Annotated in this window: 17 protein-coding genes; 9 read left to right on the top strand and 8 right to left on the bottom strand. The window is 71.9% G+C overall.

The genetic code is table 11. From position 1 onward, the window contains the following. Window positions 1–252: 252 nt before the first annotated feature. The 3 genes from IPG72_13325 (at window position 253) to IPG72_13315 (ending at window position 2,409) form a co-directional block, all read left to right on the top strand. The gene (locus IPG72_13325) at window positions 253–1,032 is read left to right on the top strand and encodes a PIG-L family deacetylase (protein ID MBK6769964.1); all 780 of its coding nucleotides are present in this window, start codon (window positions 253–255) and stop codon (window positions 1,030–1,032) included. Between the two features lie 98 nt (window positions 1,033–1,130). After that, window positions 1,131–1,808: a hypothetical protein gene (locus IPG72_13320; protein ID MBK6769963.1), complete on the top strand. Its 678-nt coding sequence runs from the start codon at window positions 1,131–1,133 to the stop codon at window positions 1,806–1,808. 112 nt (window positions 1,809–1,920) lie between these two features. Next, entirely contained in the window at window positions 1,921–2,409 is a 489-nt protein-coding gene (locus IPG72_13315) for a LysM peptidoglycan-binding domain-containing protein (GenBank protein MBK6769962.1), read from the top strand. Window positions 2,410–2,637: 228 nt separating this feature from the next. On the opposite strand, the gene IPG72_13310 is transcribed toward IPG72_13315, so the two are convergent. Further along, complete coding sequence (locus IPG72_13310) at window positions 2,638–2,901, bottom strand: GlsB/YeaQ/YmgE family stress response membrane protein (GenBank protein MBK6769961.1); 264 nt, start codon at window positions 2,899–2,901, stop codon at window positions 2,638–2,640. A gap of 239 nt (window positions 2,902–3,140) precedes the next feature. Further along, a complete protein-coding gene (locus IPG72_13305) occupies window positions 3,141–4,259 on the bottom strand; it encodes an ADP-ribosylglycohydrolase family protein (protein ID MBK6769960.1) in 1,119 nt (372 codons plus the stop codon). Between the two features lie 96 nt (window positions 4,260–4,355). On the opposite strand from IPG72_13305, the gene IPG72_13300 reads away from it, so the two are divergent. Beyond that, window positions 4,356–5,591, top strand: coding sequence for a hypothetical protein (locus tag IPG72_13300; protein ID MBK6769959.1), 1,236 nt, complete (start codon window positions 4,356–4,358; stop codon window positions 5,589–5,591). 57 nt (window positions 5,592–5,648) lie between these two features. Here the strand turns inward: IPG72_13300 and IPG72_13295 are convergent, their stop codons facing one another. From IPG72_13295 to IPG72_13285, 3 genes are all read right to left on the bottom strand, one after another. Beyond that, window positions 5,649–6,701: a hypothetical protein gene (locus tag IPG72_13295; protein ID MBK6769958.1), complete on the bottom strand. Its 1,053-nt coding sequence runs from the start codon at window positions 6,699–6,701 to the stop codon at window positions 5,649–5,651. Next, window positions 6,698–7,369, bottom strand: a complete 672-nt coding sequence (locus IPG72_13290; protein ID MBK6769957.1) for an RNA polymerase sigma factor — start codon at window positions 7,367–7,369, stop codon at window positions 6,698–6,700. The genes IPG72_13295 and IPG72_13290 overlap by 4 nt, the downstream gene beginning before the upstream one ends. A gap of 376 nt (window positions 7,370–7,745) precedes the next feature. Continuing rightward, window positions 7,746–8,420: a collagen-like protein gene (locus tag IPG72_13285; GenBank protein ID MBK6769956.1), complete on the bottom strand. Its 675-nt coding sequence runs from the start codon at window positions 8,418–8,420 to the stop codon at window positions 7,746–7,748. Window positions 8,421–8,804: 384 nt separating this feature from the next. Here IPG72_13285 and IPG72_13280 point away from each other — a divergent pair, with 384 nt between their 5' ends. Beyond that, window positions 8,805–11,249 (top strand): hypothetical protein, encoded by a 2,445-nt coding sequence (locus tag IPG72_13280; GenBank protein MBK6769955.1) that lies wholly within the window; start codon window positions 8,805–8,807, stop codon window positions 11,247–11,249. Here IPG72_13280 and IPG72_13275 read toward each other — a convergent pair. Next, window positions 11,225–12,688 (bottom strand): YHYH protein, encoded by a 1,464-nt coding sequence (locus IPG72_13275; GenBank protein ID MBK6769954.1) that lies wholly within the window; start codon window positions 12,686–12,688, stop codon window positions 11,225–11,227. The two genes, IPG72_13280 and IPG72_13275, sit on opposite strands and share 25 nt — an antisense overlap. Window positions 12,689–12,881: 193 nt before the next feature. Here IPG72_13275 and IPG72_13270 point away from each other — a divergent pair, with 193 nt between their 5' ends. Together IPG72_13270 and IPG72_13265 are read left to right on the top strand one after the other, a co-directional pair. Next, entirely contained in the window at window positions 12,882–13,154 is a 273-nt protein-coding gene (locus IPG72_13270; GenBank protein ID MBK6769953.1) for a CopG family transcriptional regulator, read from the top strand. Beyond that, window positions 13,135–13,566, top strand: a complete 432-nt coding sequence (locus tag IPG72_13265; GenBank protein ID MBK6769952.1) for a PIN domain-containing protein — start codon at window positions 13,135–13,137, stop codon at window positions 13,564–13,566. The genes IPG72_13270 and IPG72_13265 overlap by 20 nt, the downstream gene beginning before the upstream one ends. 19 nt (window positions 13,567–13,585) lie before the next feature. Here the strand turns inward: IPG72_13265 and IPG72_13260 are convergent, their stop codons facing one another. Then, window positions 13,586–14,704, bottom strand: a complete 1,119-nt coding sequence (locus IPG72_13260) for a VWA domain-containing protein (GenBank protein MBK6769951.1) — start codon at window positions 14,702–14,704, stop codon at window positions 13,586–13,588. 208 nt (window positions 14,705–14,912) lie between these two features. Here IPG72_13260 and IPG72_13255 point away from each other — a divergent pair, with 208 nt between their 5' ends. Together IPG72_13255 and IPG72_13250 are read left to right on the top strand one after the other, a co-directional pair. After that, window positions 14,913–15,161 carry a DUF433 domain-containing protein gene (locus tag IPG72_13255; protein ID MBK6769950.1) on the top strand — a complete coding sequence of 83 codons (249 nt, stop codon included), beginning with the start codon at window positions 14,913–14,915 and terminating at the stop codon, window positions 15,159–15,161. Next, entirely contained in the window at window positions 15,162–15,518 is a 357-nt protein-coding gene (locus tag IPG72_13250) for a DUF5615 family PIN-like protein (GenBank protein MBK6769949.1), read from the top strand. It abuts the gene before it with no gap. Window positions 15,519–15,552: 34 nt separating this feature from the next. On the opposite strand, the gene IPG72_13245 is transcribed toward IPG72_13250, so the two are convergent. Further along, window positions 15,553–17,274: a hypothetical protein gene (locus IPG72_13245; protein MBK6769948.1), complete on the bottom strand. Its 1,722-nt coding sequence runs from the start codon at window positions 17,272–17,274 to the stop codon at window positions 15,553–15,555. Window positions 17,275–17,334 lie beyond the last annotated feature (60 nt).

Raw genomic sequence — 17,334 nt, 5'->3', positions numbered from 1 at the left:
CCCGCCGTTCCCCCCGGTGAGTCCCCCCCTCCTTGGGGCGTCGGTGACGAGGCCTCCACCTCGGGACGTGGTCGATTGTGCTCCTCGCACGGCATGCGGCCGGTCGCCTTCGGGCGGCCGGCCGTTTGCGTTGACGTCCGGCGGCGCCTCCGGCTATGATTGCGCACGCAACAATTAACTCGGCTACAACCCAGCCGCGCTCCAAGCGCAGGAGTTCCACCCGTGTACGACACCTTCGTCCCGCAGCGCGCGATGGTCATCGTCGCCCACCCGGATGACGCCGAGTTCAGCTGTTCAGGCACGATCGCCCGCTGGGTCCAGGCCGGCTGCGAGGTGTGCTACGTGCTCTGCACGAGCGGGGACGTCGGCATCGCGGAGGAAGGGATGACGCGGGCGCGGGCGATCCGGATCCGCGAGGCCGAGCAGCGCGCGGCGGCGGCGGCGGTCGGGGTGACGGAGATCGTCTTCCTGCGCGAGCCGGACGGCATGCTCGAGGCGACGATGCTGCTGCGCAAGCGGCTCGTGCGCGAGATCCGGCGCTTCCGGCCGGAGGTCGTCATCGCCGGCGATCCGTACCTCGTCTTCACGCCCGGCGGCTGGATCAACCACCCCGACCACCGCGCCGCCGCGCTCGCGGCCGTCGATGCCATCTTCCCGTCCTCGGGCCAGCCGCACCTCTTCGAGGAGCTCGCCGGCGAGGGCCTCCGCCCGCACAAGATCCGCAAGCTCTACGTGATCGGCTTCGGCGAAGGCAACGTCTTCTCGGACATCAGCCAAACGATCGACCGCAAGATCGCGGCGCTCCAGGCACACCCGAGCCAGCTCGGCAGCTGGACGGATCTGCCCGAGCGGATCCGCGAATGGGCAGGCGGCGACGCCAAGCGGGCCAAGGAAGCGCACCCGGACGACGCCCAGATCCAGGCGATGTCCCACTCCGAGTCGTTCCGCGTGTTCACAGTGACGGGGGACGAGGACTGGGCGAAGCAAGGGGCGACGCACGCGGCGGCGGACGTGGTGGCGACGGCGGACTGAGGGTTGGACCGGCCTCGAACCGTCCGATTGCGGAGCGGCATGGGTCCGGACCCATAGGTCCGGATCCACTGGAACGGATGACCATCACCGGGTGTATCTTGTGCGCATCGACCGACGGCCGCACGGCCGCGCGGCGTACAGGAGACACCGATGCGTCGACGCGCACGATTCGCGCGACGCTGGAGACGTCCGATCGCATCCTGGCCGTCGCTGTCGCCGATGGCACGGCGTACCTCGCGTGTCCGGGCGGCGGCCTGCGGCTCGCCGACGTTCGTGAGCCGGCGGCACCGCAGTGGATGGCAGCGGTGGCCTTGCCCGGCGTCAGCGGTCACCCCGCAGACGCACTGCCCGCCGCTGTCGTGCAGGTCGCCGGCCGGGTCTATGTCGCCGCGCGGGCTGCTGGCGTGATCGTCGTCAAGGCCGCCATCGGCGGTTCGATCCGGCGCGCCTTCCTGCCGGTGGGCGGCACGACGACGGAGACGATCGCGTTCGGACCGCTGGCCGTCCACGGCGTGGACACGCCCGTGTTCGACGCGACCAGCCGGCGGATCCTCTTCGGGTGCGCCATCGACGTCGGGGGCTGGAACGTGTGCGACGTCGCCGTCGGCGCCATGGCGGTTGCCGTTACGGATGGCCTGCGCGCCTACCGCGAGCCGCGCTTCACGGCCGACGGGCGCGCTCATCATGCGCGCCTACGACCTGCGTACATACCAGGACGTTGCTGCGGCGAACGACCCTTACCGCGCCCACACGATCGTGCGGCTGCCGTTGGATGACAAGGTGTGGTTCTCACCGCAGCCCTGATTGCGGTATCCTCCACACCGTGCAATGTGACCGTGGCGCATCTGCAGCGCAAATCCCCCCACGGTGATCCACCAGGAGCGGAACATGGCAGACAAGAGCATCTTCGAGCACGTCAGGGACCTACTCAACAAGACCGTGCCCGGCACGCGCCGCAAGCCGAAAACCGCCGCGGCCAAGGACGCGCCCGCCAAGCCGAACGCCCCCCTCGGCCCGGTCGACGGCCGGGCCAAGGCACCGGATCTGCAGGCCGAAATGCACAAGCGCGATGCGGAGATCCGGGCGGCGGTCGCCAAGGCCACGGCCGACGAGAAGGCCGCGCTGGTCAAGCAGCAGGCCGAGCTGGCCGAGGTGCGGCGGAAGTACGAGGCCGAGCTGGCAAGGCAGGCCGCCAAGCACGTCGAGACCGCCGAGACGACGTACACGATCGTGCGCGGCGACACGCTGTCGGGCATCGCCAAGCGGTTCCTCGGCAATGCCGCGCGCTGGCCGGAGATCCATGCCGCCAACAAGGCGCAGATCCCGAACGCCAACCTGATCTACCCGGGCCAGGTGATCACGATCCCGCCGCGCTAGTACTCCACCACTGAACATGCTCGTGGCGGCCACCAGAGTAGGGAACCCCTAGAATCCACAGTGCTAGAATCCACAGTGGTGGAGTACTAGCGTACCTGTCGCGACGACGCGACCACGATCAAACGGCGGCGGGCATGTTCATCTGCCAGCCGCCGTTTGGCGTGTTCGCTGTGGTGCGCATGTGGCCCGGGCGTCGAACCCTGCGCGTGGGTCCGGGCCAGGCGCAGGCTACTGGATCTGCTTCTTCCCGAACTTGTTGTAGAGCCACGTGATCAGCAGAGCGCCGACGAGCGCGGCCAGCAGGGAGCCGGCGCTGAGGCCCTCGCTCTCGATCCCGGCGAAGCTGAGCAGCCAGCCGCCGACGACCGCCCCGACCATGCCGAGCACGACGTCGACCCAGTCGAACTTCATGTTCCTCGTGGTGAGGTATCCGGCCAGCCAGCCCCCGATCGCGCCAACGACGACCCACGCGAGAATCCACATCCCGGGCATTCGAACGCTCCTTGTGCATTGACGTTCCCACCACGACCTGCGACAGGTCGGTCGCCGGGATGTTGCCAGATCGTGCGTTGCCGCGCCAGCAGGAGACTGCGCCGGCGGCGACCAGGGGTGGATGGCCGTGCCCCTGAACGCAACTGCCCTCGCGGCACTTGCGGTCAGTACCCCGCCACGGCAGCATCTCCGGCCTCCGTACTCTGCCGGGCACCCCAGGCATGACCAGTGGCGGGGGACTACGCTCCCCACCGCCCCCTCGCCGCATCGATGGTCGCGAACACGCGCCCGTCGTCCGCCGCGGCCGTCCGTCCGCTCAGCCCCGCCACCCACCGCTCCGGCCACGCCCCCGCACCGTGCAGCGCCCCAACGCACGCGCCGACGATCGCGCCGACGACGTCGCTCGCCGCGGCGTCGTTCACGGCGCGGACGAGGGCGGTCTCGGGATCGTCCGCATGGCGGGCCAGGATGAACAGGGCGATCGGGATCGCCTCGAGCGCGTACGCGCCGCTGCCCCAGCGTGCGGCGGCGCCGGCGACGGGGAGGCCGTCGCCCAGGCCGGCGGGCACGGTGGCGCCGACGCGCTGACCGAGCTGGCCGGTCCACACCGCCTCGCCTGGGACGGCGACCGTGTAGAACGGCTCGACTTCGACGCCGCGGATGGCGTCGACGAACGTGTCGGCCCACCACTCGGCCGGGGGACGCGCCGGCCCGGCTTCGGCGCCACCGGACGCAAGGCAGCCGTGCAGCACGGCCGTGATGCCGAGTGCGCCCGCCAGCGCGGCCGAGTCGTTGTGCGTCGCCAGCGTGCACAGGGCGACATCCGCCCAGACGTCGGCGTCCTGGCCGGCGAGGTGGGGCAGGAGCAGCGGGGCGATCCGCGCCGCCGGGCCGGCGCTGGCCGACTTGCGGCCGCAGCGGTGCCACGGCACGCCGCCCCGCACCTCGCGCAGCGCATCGCGGACCGTGGTGCCGGCGCCGAACAGGGGCCGCTCGCTCCAGCGATCCACGACGCGCTTCGGATGGAAGCGGCCGGCGGCCACGACGCTCTCGAGCATCCAGAACGCCAACTGCGTCAACGACGACGGCAGGCCGAGCGCGGCGCCGCCGGCGTGGACGTTCGGCACGTAGTCGCGCACCTCGCCCCACCGGGAGGCGCGTTCGGCCGGCGGCGTCGCGGCCACCGGGTGGCCGAGGGCGTCGCCGATCGCCAGCCCGAGCAGCATGCCGGCGGCGCGGTCGAACGCCGGGTCGGGCGACGTCGGACCGGGCGCACGGTCGAAGATCGGGCCGCGGGCCAGATCGATGTCATGGGCGCGGAAGATCGTTTCAAGAAACGCGGGGTTGGAGGCGGGCATCGGGGATCCGGATCGGTGGTGCGCGGCCGAGCGGCGCATCGGTGACGAACGAAGTGCGTCCTCCTATTATCCCCCCACACCCCACAGGAGCCGCCGATGGCCTGCGCCCGCCCCACCGTTCCGGTCCGCCCGCACGCCGCGCTCGGCGCCCTGGCGGCACTCGTCGCCCTCGCCGTGGCGCTCGTGCGCCCCACGACGGCCGTCGCCGCCCCGCCAATCATCGCCGGCTGCCCGATGCTGCCGGGCGACAACATCTGGAACACCCCCGTCGACACGCTGCCGGTGCACCGCAGCTCGGATGCGTGGGTGCGCGCGATCGGGGCCGAGGCCAAACTGAAGGCCGATTTCGGCAGCGGTCTCTGGAACGGCGGCCCGATCGGCATCCCGTATGTGATCGTGCCGGGCGATCAGGCGCGCGTGCCGGTGGCGTTCGAGTACGGCGACGAGAGCGACCCCGGGCCGTACCCCGTGCCGCGCAACGCGCCGATCGAGGGCGGGCCGAACGCTGACGGCGATCGGCACATCCTCATGCTCGACCGCGACCGGTGCATGCTCTACGAGTTGTACGCCGCCCATCCGCAGCCGGACGGCAGCTGGAAGGCGGGCTCGGGGGCGATCTTCGATCTCTCCAGCCACGCCCTCCGACCGGACGGGTGGACGTCGGCCGATGCCGCCGGCCTGCCGATCCTGCCCGGCCTCGTGCGCTACGACGAGGTCGCATCAGGCGAAATCGGGCATGCGATCCGCTTCACCGTGCCGCAGACGCAGCGCCTCTACCTCTGGCCGGGTCGCCACTTCGCCAGCCGATCGTCCGACCCCAACCTGCCGCCGATGGCGCTGCGGATGCGCCTCAAGGCCAGCTTCGACATCCGCGCCTACCCGCCCGAGCTGCAGGTGATCCTGCGCGCCCTCAAGCGCTACGGCATGATCAATGCCGACAACGGCAGCCCGTGGTTCCTGTCCGGCGTGCCCGACGAGCGATGGGACAACGACGTCCTCCATCGCCTGCGCCAGATCCCGGGCAGCGCATTCGAGGCCGTCGACGCCTCGGGCCTGATGATCGACCCGAACTCGGGGCAGGCGCGCCAGCCGGGCGGGGATCCGACAGTGCCGCTGCCGATCGCCCCGTCTTCGACGCCGACTCCCTCGCGGACATCGACGCCGACGACCTCGCCGCCGCCGTCCCCCGTGCCGCCGACGTCCACCGATGACCCCGCCACGCCGGAACCGACTCCGATCGCGACCCCGCCGACGGGTGCACCGACGCCGGACGCGGCGGCGACATCGGTCGTCTACCTGCCGGTTGCGCGGCGGGACGGGCGTGTGCGGTAGGGGGTTGCGGTGGGTGGGTCGGAGGGGCGATCAGCGTCCTCGGGCCCTCGCCGCTGGCTACGGACGATCCGGCGCCGGCGTTCGTTCGCCGCGCGTCCCATCGGGCGGACGTTCGTGCCCGCGGTGGCCCGGCCCCCGGTCGCGCCGGCCCGGCGTCTCGTTGGCGCTCGGCGTCGGACCGGGCGGGGGGCCGCCGCCTTCGGTCGGGCGCGGGCCAGGGCCGGGTCCCGGCCCTGGTTGACCGCCCGGAGGCGGTGGGAGCGGCAGGCGGCCGCCACCCGGTCCGCCGCGCCCGCCCCGCCCATCACGGTCGGGCGTGGGCCGAACCGGCGGCGTCGGCCCGTCGGGCGGTACTTGGACGCCCGGGGTCGGGTTGGGTGCGGGGGCCGTCGGGACGGATGTCGCCGCAGCGGGCGCGCCGCCGGAGCCGATCGCCGGGTCAGCGGCGGCGCTCGTTGCTGCCCAGGTGGGGGAGGCCCCGGCGGTCGGGACTGGCGTGAGCGCGGGCGGCGCGGTCGGCGATCCGGCAACCTCGCGGTCGGACGGGGACTCGTCGTCGCGGTGCGCATCGTCCACGGGCGGCGCGGCGACGTCGCCGGCCGGCGTCGGCGTCGGGGAGGCTGTCGGCGTCGCCGTGGCCGGATCGCCCCCGACAGCCGCCGGCTCCGTCGTGGGCGCGAGCGTCGGGGCGGGCGTCGCCGCCGCGATCCCGAGCACACGGTCGACGGCGTGGCGGACCGGGGGCAGCGCGGCGTAGCTGACGCCGGCGGCCGAGGCGACGCCCACCGCGAAGAGGAAGGGTGCCGATAGCCCACCGATCGTGCCGGCCGCCCAGCCCCATGCCCACGCGAAGCGCTTCCGCGGCGCGACGATCCGATCACGAACGGCTGACCACTCCGTGGCACGGCCGGGCGGGCGGGCGTTGGCGGCGACTCGCATCAGCTCGAACAGCGCCGCCTGCTCGCGGTCGAACCGGGCGACGGTCGCCGCACACGCGGCGCACCGGGCCACGTGGGTGGCCACATCGGCGCGGGCGCGATTGTCGAGCGCTCCGAAGACGTAGTCCTGCGCCTGATCGTCCGTGAGGTGCGCCGCAGAGGGTGCGCTCATCGGGCGTCTTCCGGCCGGACGGGCTCGGGCATGCGGGCGCTGTGGCCGCGGAAAGCGGACGGCTCAGGCGGCCGGGTAGCTGGGGGTGCGACGCTGGCGGCCGCGGGTGGGGCAGAGTGCGCTGACAGTGCGCGGCGAAGCGCCGCGAGCGCGCCGGTGACGCGCGTCTGGGCCGTCCGCAGCGGGATGCCGAGGGCGTCGCCGATCTCCTGGAAGCTGAGATCGGACACCGCGCGCAGCGCCAACGCCTCCCGTTGGAGCGGCGTCAGGCTGGCCAGCGCGGGCCCGAGGGCGCCGCGCGCGTCGATCCGCCCCACGCTGTCCTCCGGGTCGACCGCTTCCTCGCCATTGCTCGACCACCACGCGCGGAGGCCGGTGGCGGCGCGACGGGCGCGCCGGCCGCGGTCGCGGCACCTGCTCACCGTCACGGTGTGCAGCCACGTCCCGAACGCGGCGCGTTCGCTCTGGTAGCGGTCGAGGTTCCGTAGCGCGTAGATCATCACGTCCTGCACGACGTCGTCGGCCTCGTCCCCATCCCCCAGCAGGGTGACGGCAAGGCGGTGGATGCGCGTCCTGTATGTCTCGTACAGCCAGCGCAGCGCCGCCTCGTCGCCTTGCTTGGCGCGCGTGATCAGGTGCTGGATGTCCGGCTGATCGGAAGGCTGCATGTCGCGCATGCTCACAGATGGTACGCATGGTGCGTGCCGAATGATTGGCCCGCCGCGCCCCCGGTCCGCGACCGTCCGTGCGGCGCCGGGGGCCGGTGGGAGGACGGGGTGACAAGTTCGGCACGGCACCGGGGCCCGGCCGGCCCGGGGGTACGGAGCTTAACGTCGTGCTGTGCGCACAGGGTAGGCGAGGCAGGTTCGGCGGTACGCGGCGACGCTTGGCGCACGGCCAAGCGTCAGGAGCGGGATGGTGGGGTGTTCGGGGTTCGGGGAAGCGGCCGCGCGGGGTCGGCAGGCTGAACGAACAAGCAGCCTCCGGCATCACGCCGGAGGCTGCTTGCTGCGGACGAACCGTTCCGCCGCGTGGCGCCGAGGCCTACTGGCCGCCGCCTGGCTTGCGGGGACCGCGACCACCCTCTGCCGGGCACTGGGAACCTTCCGTGCCGATGGGGCTCTTGTCGGCTCGCTCGATCGCCTTGTCGGCGCATTCCTGCGAACCGCCGGCCGCGACCGCCGCCGCTGCCGCGTTCCGGACGCATTCCGTGTACGCGGCGTGGTCCGTCCACCCGTTGCCGTCGACGCCGTTGCACGGGCATGCCGCGTGGACGGCCTTGGCGACGACGAGGCACGCCTCCGCCGGGCGCGGCGCGCCGGGCTCACCCGGGCGACCGGGATGGCCGGGGCGGCCGGGCTGGCCGGGCCGGCCGGGGCGCTCGCCGGGGCCGCTCGGTGCCGTCGGGCACGTGAAGCCCTCGGTGCCGATGGGGCTCTTGTCGGCGCGCTCGATGATCTTGTCGGCGCACGCCTGCGTGCCGCCGGCAGCAACGGCCGCCGCGGCGGCGTTCTGGACGCACGTTACGTAGCTGGCGTGGTCCGCCCAGCCGCTGCCGTCGGTGCCGTTGCACGGACAGGCGTCGTGCACGGCCTTGGCGATGCTGGCGCAGGCGTCGGGCTGGCGCGGGCCGCGGCCGCCGCCGCCGCCAGGCCCGCCCCGTCCGCCGCCCTGGGCAAATGCGGTGCTGGCCAAACCGGACACAAAGAGAGCCGTCAAGACCACAACGAATCCGAACCTGCGCATGGCAATCCTCCGAATGTGTCGTCACTGTAGGGTGCGGCCGGTCCGGCGAGTCGGAAGCCGCATGGGTGATTCGGGGGTGATACGCGTGACTGGGCGGTGATGATTGGTGTGGCCGTGGCCAACGCGTGGCCGGTCACCTGCGATCGCCACGGGCGATCCGGGCGTGCGTTGGAATCGGCTTGGATGACCCCTTGCGCTTGCGGTTATTATTGTGTTATGATGGCGACACGATCGCCCTGCTGTCCCGGGGTGCTCGACATGGGGGAACGCGTCGTGCACCGTAGGATCGGTCTCGCCGGGGGGGTCATCGCCTGCGCTTCCGTGGTTGCTGCCATGATCGGCTTAGCGAATGCTCGGTTGGCGAAGCCGTCCAGCGCCGCTCGTCAGCAGTTCGTCGGGTGGCCGGTCATCTGGACGTCCATCGGCACCGACCCCGACGAGCCGGGTTGCGGCGACCATCGCAACGTCTTCCGCGCCTACGCCGCCGTCGACGCCGAATACCTCTACCTGCGGCTTCAGAACGTTTCTCCGGCCGGCTGGCCGAACACCGGCCCGACCGGAGAGGCGCGCTACAAGTGGTTCTTTGACGTGAACGGCGACGGCGTGACGTCCGGCGGCAACATGGTCGACGCCGAGTACCTGCTCATGCTCGAGGACCTGACGGTGCCGCCCGACCCGACGCTCGGCCGCGACCAACTTGGCGAGCTGACGTTGATGGACGATCTGTCCAACGTCGGCTTCATGGCGCGCTGGGGCGGCGGGAGCCCGCCGGGGTACACGACGAACGCGCCGGCCAGCACGCTGTGGAGCCGCGTGCTCGGCACGGGCACGGCCGGGGTCGGTGGTCCGCAGGCGGCCGAGGGGAACCTCGACATCGGTTACGAGATCACCGGGACGAACGTCGACATGTACGTCCGGCGAAGCGCGCTCGGCAGCCCGCTCCTGTTTCGGGTGATGTGGGCGACCGACTTCCACGATAACAACCTCGATCAGGCGCCCGACTGCGACCGCATCGACGACGGCAACTGCATCGTCCTCCAACTCCCGACGCCGTCGCCCACCCCGTCGCTGACCCCGTCGTCCACGCCGACGCCGTCGAACACCCCGACGCGAACGCCGACGCCGACGAACACCCTCACGCCGACGCAGACGTTCACCCCTTCGGCAACCCCGTCGTGGTCGCCGACCCCGACGGACACGCCGACGAACACCGCAACGCCTACCCTTACGCCGACTCCGACACGGACGCCGACGTCCACCCTCACCCCGACGCCCACGCGCACCGCCACGGCCACCGCCACCACAACGCGCACGCCGACGCCCACGCCGACCCCGACGTCCACTCTTACCCCGACCGCAACGCGCACGCCCACGGCCACCGCCACCGCGACGCGCACGCCGACGTCGACCGCCACCCGGACGCCGACGCGCACGCCAACCCTGTCGCCGACGGTGACGCGCACGTCCACGTCGACGCCGACACGGACGCTGACGCCGACGCCGTCCAGCACACCGACGCGGACGCCGACCCCAACCATCACCCCGACGCGAACGCCCACCTTGTCGCCAACCGTCACGCCCACGTCGACGCCAACCCTCACGCGCACCCCGACCGCCACGCGGACCGCCACGCCGACGCGGACGCCGACCGCCACCCGTACCCTGACGCCGACGGCCACGCCGACGTTCACGCCAACTGCGTCCCGCACGTCGACCGCTACGCGGACCGCCACGACGACGCGGACGTCGACCGCAACGCGGACGCCGACGGCCACGCGGACGCCGACACGCACACCGACGGTCACCTTGACCCCATCCCCGACGCCGACGCCGACGAGCACACCGCGCTGCCCACCGCGGTGCGTGCCGATCGTCCCCGGACCGCCCTTCGGCCCCACCGACCCGCCGGCGCGCCACGGCCCGCCGCATGACCCGCCCGTGATGGTGGGCGGGGTGTCCATGGGCGCGCTCGTGCCGCTGGCGGTGGGTGGGGAGACGCTGATCAGGCGGCTGCAAGGTGTCGTTGCGCAGTTCGCCGGGGCGCGGCATGAGCGTTCGTCACCCTCGCCGCGGGTACTTCTTGTGGATCAGCTCGGCGCGATCCAGCCGGGCTCGCGGTTCCAGCGCGACCTCGCGGCGGTGATCGGGGGCGCGGGCAGCGGCCTGCGGGTCGTCCCGCCGGACGAGGCGACGGTCGGCCGTTTCCAGTCGCTGCCGGCGGACGGCGCTTCGCTCCTCGTGCTGCGGGTCCACTCGGCGCTGATCGTGGACGGCGGCCGCTGGACGGACGACGTGGCGCTGTTCACGAACGAGCCGGTCGATCTGAGCCGCTTCGCCGTGACGGGCTTGGTCCAGGGTCCGTCGCCATCGTGGTCGATGCTGCCCGCGTCACCGGGGACGGGGTCGAACCCACCGAAGACTCGCCTGACGCCGGCCGAGATCGGCGCCCTCGTGCCCGTTCGGCGCACCGTCGGCGCGGACCCGCGGCCCTTCAACGGCCTCGGCGCGACGTTCATCCGCGACCACCTCGACGGCTCGTTCCGTGACGACGCCGTGGTGGTCCTGATGGGCTGCGACAGCCTGCGCGGCGTGGCGATGAGCGAGGCATTCCTGGCCCGCGGGGCGCGGGCGGTCATCGGCTGGAGCGATGAGGTCTCGGCCGGCCACACGGATCGGGCCACGCTCGAGCTCGTGGCCGAGCTGTCGGCCGGCGGCACGGTGACGTCGGCGATCCGGCGGGCGATGATTGCGGTGGGACGGGATCCGGTGAGCGGGGCTTACCTGATCGCGGCGGAGCGGTAGCGCGCCGCAGCACGGTCCGACGATAGCCGTCCGGCCCACGGCAGGTAGCAGCGGGCGGCGAGCGGGGTGGCCGTCGACGTTGGGATGGCGGAGGTGGGCGCCGTCGTCGGCATCTTCGTCGGCGTCGACTCGGCGGACGGCGCACCGGTCGACGACGGGCTCGGGCCCGCCGTCGCGATGTGGGGCACGTCGGTCGCGACCGGCGGAATGTACGGCGCGGCACCCGTCGGTACCACCACGCGCCCGCCCGGCCCGATGTTGTCGGCAGCCACGCGGCCGCGGTAGCGAGGGCCGACGAGGTAGGGGTAGGCGGGCTGGCCGGCGTCGTCGAGCGTCGTGAAGTAGGCGTAGATGCCGTCCGGGAACTCGGGCGTGCGCGTCCAGCGCCCGTTGTGGGCATCGAGGTCGCCCGAACCCGCCGCGAACGTGAAGTCTTCGACGTACCAGCCGAGCGGGAACGCACCGCCGACGGGCGGGCCGGCCTGCGCCGCCGGGACGGCCGAGCCGTCGGGCAGCGTCGTGCGGGTCGCGATGTCGCGCGTGCGGTAGCTGGACCGCATGCGCCGCACGGTGCTCGACGGGTCGTTCGGGTCGCCGTAGCCGTACGGGCCGTAGAGCGGGAACCCGTCGAATGCCCAGCCGATGATCGGGGAGTGGCGCATCACGTCGTCGTCGCCGAGGGCGGCGCGCAGGCACGTGGGGTCGATGTGGTGGTGGTAGCGGCCGTTTGCGGCCCCCGCGCCCTGCGCCCGGCCGCGGGCGGGGTGGCCGAGGCAGGCGTCGAAGCCGCGGCGCTCGGCCAGTGCGGCATTGCGGTTCCAGACGGCGTCGCCGCGCTGGCCGCCCATGCCGCCCATGTTCGGCGCGTCGCGCCCGGCCGCGGCGACGTACGACCAGTCGTCGAGCGCGTTGTAGATCGGCACGCCGTTCACGAACGTCCCGATGCTGCCGAGCCCGGTGGCGCGGGGCGTGCCGGTCTCCAGGGCGGCGTCGAGCGGCAGGCGGTAGACGTAGTCCTGCTCGCCCGGCACGTTCGGGTTGCCGTCGGCGAACGGGCCGATGTCGTACGCCGGGATGCCGGTGGCGCGGACGAAGATGCTGGCGGCGTCGAACCAGAGCAGTTGGACATCGGCCAGGTTCGTGCCGGTGGCGCCGCTCGACAGGCGGTAGGCGCCGCGGTGGGCGTCGTGGTTGTAGCGCCACGTCGCGAGGGACGTCGTGGCGGGGATCGGTGGGTCGGCGGCCTGGGCGTCGCTGGCGTGGATGTCGATGTCGTGAACTGCGACGTCGCGCACGTCGAGGTCGTGCGCATCGGGGCCGTGGGCGTGGGCGACGCGGGCGGCGGGCAGGGCGACGGCGAGGGACAACGCGATGGCGAAGGCGGTGGAGAGGGCGAGGGCGAGGGCGCTGCAGATCGGGCGCGTTCGGTGCCGTGTCATGGCGAGCTCCGGGTTGGGTCGGGTGGCCGCTCGACGGCGGTGCCGTGGCTCGTCGGTCAACGATGATACGCGCGCCGGGCGTGCGTTGAGCGGTGCGGGCGGCGAAGCGGGCGGCGATTGGGAGGTGACGTGCCAGCTTCTCCGCTAGCGCCATATATGGCATCATATCCACACGATCGACGAGGAGGACACGATGAAACGCACTACGGTCATGTTCGACGAGGAGATGTACGCGCGCCTGCAGGAGCTTGCACGGCGCCGAGGGACGACGACGTCGCTGCTCATCCGGGAGGCGGTGGGGACGTACGTGGCGGAGTCGGGCGAGACGGAGGGGTCGCCGATGGAGGCGTTGATCGGGATGTATGCATGGTCCGACGGTCCGTGGGCAGCGGACGTCGAGGAAGAGTTCGGCCGGATTGTCCTCGAGAAGCAGGAGAGGATCCGTCGTGACAACGAGCATCGTTGACACGAGCTTTGTCGTCGGTCTCATGAATCAAGATGATCCGCATCATTCCCGCATCGCGATGGCCGCCCGCGCGCTGCGAACAAGGCCTTGGCTGCCGACCGTTGCGATGGTCGAGGTCTGCTCGCTGCTCCATCATCGGCGAGGCGCGCGTGTGGATGCGGAGTTCGTGGCCGGTCTTGCGCGACCGGATGCGGCGTTCGCCTTGCTCGATGCGATACCCGCGGACTATCTCCGATCTGCTGAGATCATGGCCAAGTATGGTGACAGCGGCGTCGACTTCGTCGATGCCGTCATCGTTGCCGTCGCCGAGCGCCTGAACATCGGCACGATCCTGACGCTGGATCACCGGCACTTCGGGATCGTACGGCCGCGGCATCGGGCGGCGTTCGAGTTGTTGCCGGCGCCTGAATAGCGGTCTCGATCGTTCCGGATCAGGGGGGCCGGCCGGGTGCGAAGCCGAGGACGGTGATCAAGGAAGACGGAAAGGTGACGGTATCGCGGTGGTTGCCGCCGTCGACAAAGGTGGCCGCCGCGCCCAGCGTGGACGGCTGGCTGCCCGGCGCGACAGCGCGAGCACGATACGTCACGGTGACGCCTTCGCGCGGGATGTGCGTCTGGGTCCAACCGATGCGGCCGTGCCCGACATCTATGTCGTTCGGCGCGGGCTGGGCGGTATCGGTCACGATCTGCAGGGCGGTTGGGAGCTGGTCGGTGATCGTCAACGACTTCAGGAGGATGTATTGGTACGTCCTGCGAACGGTGTCGAAGATGTTCGCCAACTGCATGCGCTGCCGCCATTCAAAATGGTAGCGAGGTGACGTGGCCACCGTCCGGAGGCATGCCGCATCGCAGTCCGCGCCTGCGCACAACGTGATGACCAGGATGCCCTCGGCCTTCAATCGCGACGCCTCACGCTGTGGCCGCGCACAGCCGCCGCTTGGACGCGTTGCGAACAGCACGACGACCTCGCGGATCACGTCAGGCGTCCTGTAGTCGCCGCGCCCCAAGAGGAGCTGGCGCCGGCTCTCAACCAGCGCCAGGTCCAAGCGCGCGCTCCCTTGCGGCGCACCGACTCGGTCCACGCATCGCATGACGCGACCGCGGTCGTTCTGGAGCATGCACTTCACACGGACACGATCGTCGAATCCGACCACAGCGACACGCGTCGCCGCATTCCTGGACAGGTCCAACCGCCGGACGAGGTCCGCCGCCGCCGACTCTACGTCGTGGCCGAGGTCGCCCGCCATCGCGGCGGATGCCTCGATCGCCACGACGATGTGCAGCGGCCAGACCGGGCCGATGCACTGCGCGGTCACCGTCATCGTCACGTCCACCATTTCGCCCAACAGCAACATCGCCGGCTCGACGCGTCGGGCGGCAGCGACGTCGCACGGCGGCGCGACGTCCGTGCCGCGCGGCGTCGGCGCCGGACCCGTCGACGTCGCACGGGCGGCGGCCCGCGCGGGGGCGCCGGGGCGCGGCGGCGCGAGGGCGACGGCGACGAGGGCGGCGGCGATGGCGAGGGCGGCGATGGCAGTTCGGCGGGGCATGGGCGTGGCCTCGGCGTGATGCGCGAGGCTGTAGGGGCTGGGTGATGATCGTTGGGATCATCGCGGGGGGACGCTCGCGTGTGGGGATAGAACACGCGCCGTGGTGCGGGTGGACACAGACGATCGGCCGATCGATCGTTCGAGCGCGGCGGGTCTATCATTGGCGTCCGTCCGCGGATGATCCGAAGGACAGGCGAAGGAGACGTCCATGGACGATCGCGAGTTGGTGGAGCGGATCACGGTTGATCCCCGCGTCCTGGCAGGAAAGCCGGTGATCAAGGGAACACGTCTGGCGGTCGAGTACATTCTCAAGCGGCTGGCACACGGATCGTCGGTGGCCGACATCCTGGCCGAGTACGAAGGCATCCATGCGGACGATGTGCTGGCGTGCCTGCTCTTCGCGTCACGCGCGCTCGAGGACACCACCTACATGCCCCTCGTGACGGAGACGGCGTAGGTGCGCTTCATGGTCGATGAAAGCACGGGACCAATGGTGGCCCGATGGCTGCGCGAGCAAGGCCACGACGTGTACTCGGTCTTCGACGATGCACGGGGTCTCATCGACGATGACGTGATTCGGCGCGCCTTCGATGGTCGTCGAATCCTGATCACGAACGACAAGGACTTCGGCGAAAAGATCTACCGGGAACGTTATCCGCACCACGGCGTCGTACTGCTCCGCTTGGGTGACGAGCGGGCGGAGGTCAAGATCGCGACGCTTCGATCCTTGCTGCACGAGCATTCGGATCGCTTGCCGGAACAGTTCGTCGTGGTGGCCGAGGGGCGGGTCCGCTTCGGCCGTCCTGTGCCGTAGTTCGCGGTGTGCGAATCGGACCCGCCAATGCCTCTTATCGCGTGACCGTCACCCCCCCCAAACACATCTCATCCAACGTCCCCTCCCCCCACCGCACCACCCGCGGCGCCTGCTGCTTGCCGTCCACGTACGGCTGGTTCGCCTGGGAGTTGTCCCAGGTGCACGTCATGAGGATCCGGTCGCCGGCCTTCAGGTCGATGGGCGTGACGAGGTCGTAGACACCCTGCCAGTTGAAGGCCCAGTCCGGGATGTCCAGCAGGCGGCGCTTCGTGCCGTTCGGCTGGATGAGGTCGAGCGTGAACATGCTGCCGAGCATGTGCATGTGGCCCCAGACCTGCCAGAGCTTGCCCTCGGGCGCCGTGACGCGCAGCAGGCCGCCGTCCTGGCCGTCGGCCACGACGTTCGCCTCGGCGGTGACGCTGACCTTCGGGTTGCCGGGCGGGAGGTTGAACAGGAAGTTCACGAGCCGGACGTCGACAGGCGCGCGGTTCACCGGGCGGGGCGCCGTCCAGAGCAGGACCTTGGAGCGATCGCTCCCGTGGCCGTTCAGCGTGTTGTAGTGGAGCTGGAGGACGAACTTGGCGCCGGCCGGGATCACCTTGGCCGTCCCGTCCGGGTACGGCCGCGTCAGCCGCCCGACCGCCTCGCCGACGATCCACTCGCCCGTCCCGGCGCCGGGGCCGCCGAAGCACTCGTAGCCGGGCTCGCGGTCCTCGGCCTCCAGCTGCTTGAGCTTGGCGGCGTCGCCGGCCAGGGCCAGGTAGAGGATGCCGTGGTGGTAGATTCGGCTGTTCGTCGGCATCACGTCCACCATCCGGACCTCGGTGTCCCGGCGGAAGCCGGGATCGATGACGAAGCAGCGGTAGTCGTCCAGCTTGCCCGCCTTGGTGGTGTACTGCGCCCCGATGTCGAGCGTGAGGTCGGGGGCGCCGTGGTCCTCCGGCTTCGGGCCGTCCGGCGGCGCCGTCGACGGGTCGCCCTCGGGCAGGCCGGCCGCCAGCCACTCGAGCACCTTGGCGCGGTCGCCCGCCGACATCACGCGCGGGTCGTCCAGCGGCGTCTCGCCGTCCGGGATCGCCGGCAGCGGCGGCATAATCTTGCGCTCGATCACATAGGCCATCTCGGCCGCATGCGCCACCGCGTCTGCGTACGCCTCGAGCGCGAACGGCCCGATGCCGCCCGCCACGTGGCACGTGGCGCACTCGGCGTTCAGGATCGGGCGGACGTCGCGCCAGTACGTGAGGGCGGAGGGCGTCGTCGGGGACGCGGCGGGCGGCGGGACGGCGGTGGGCGGGGCGGGCGCGTCCGTCGGCTCGGGCGGTGATGTCGGTGCGGCCGTCGCGGGCACGGGCGACGGTGGGGCGGGCGTCGGCGGGACGGCGGTCGGCAGCGTGGCGAAGCCGGCGGACAGACGGAACGTGAGCGGGAGGAAGGCCAGTCCCGGACCGGCGGCGTCGGCGCTCGCCGAAGCGGCGCGGGCGATCGCGTCGAGCGCAACCGCATCGCGGTACGCGCCGGCCTGCTGGGCATGCGTGAACCCGCGCAGCATCGGCACGTGGCCGGCGGCGCCGGGGCTGGCGAGGCACATCGCGGCCGAGAGCGCGGACGCGGGTGCGCCGAAGTCGGCGGCGGCCGTGAGGCCCGTGGCGCTGCCGTCGCCCGGCGCGGCCAGCGCCGCGCCCCAACCGACGGCGGCGGTCGTCGCCGCACCGAGCATCGTCCAACCGAGCCAGCGTCGCATGTTCGGAACCGTCACGTCATCCATCCTCGGTGAGGCGCGGTCGCCTTGGATCGAGCGCCTGCGGGCGCCGCAGCC

The organism is Candidatus Avedoeria danica, from assembly GCA_016703025.1.
Taxonomy (GTDB): domain Bacteria; phylum Chloroflexota; class Anaerolineae; order Epilineales; family Epilineaceae; genus Avedoeria; species Avedoeria danica.
Note: the sequence above shows the minus strand (reverse complement) of the source record. Positions and strands in the feature narration are given on the sequence as shown.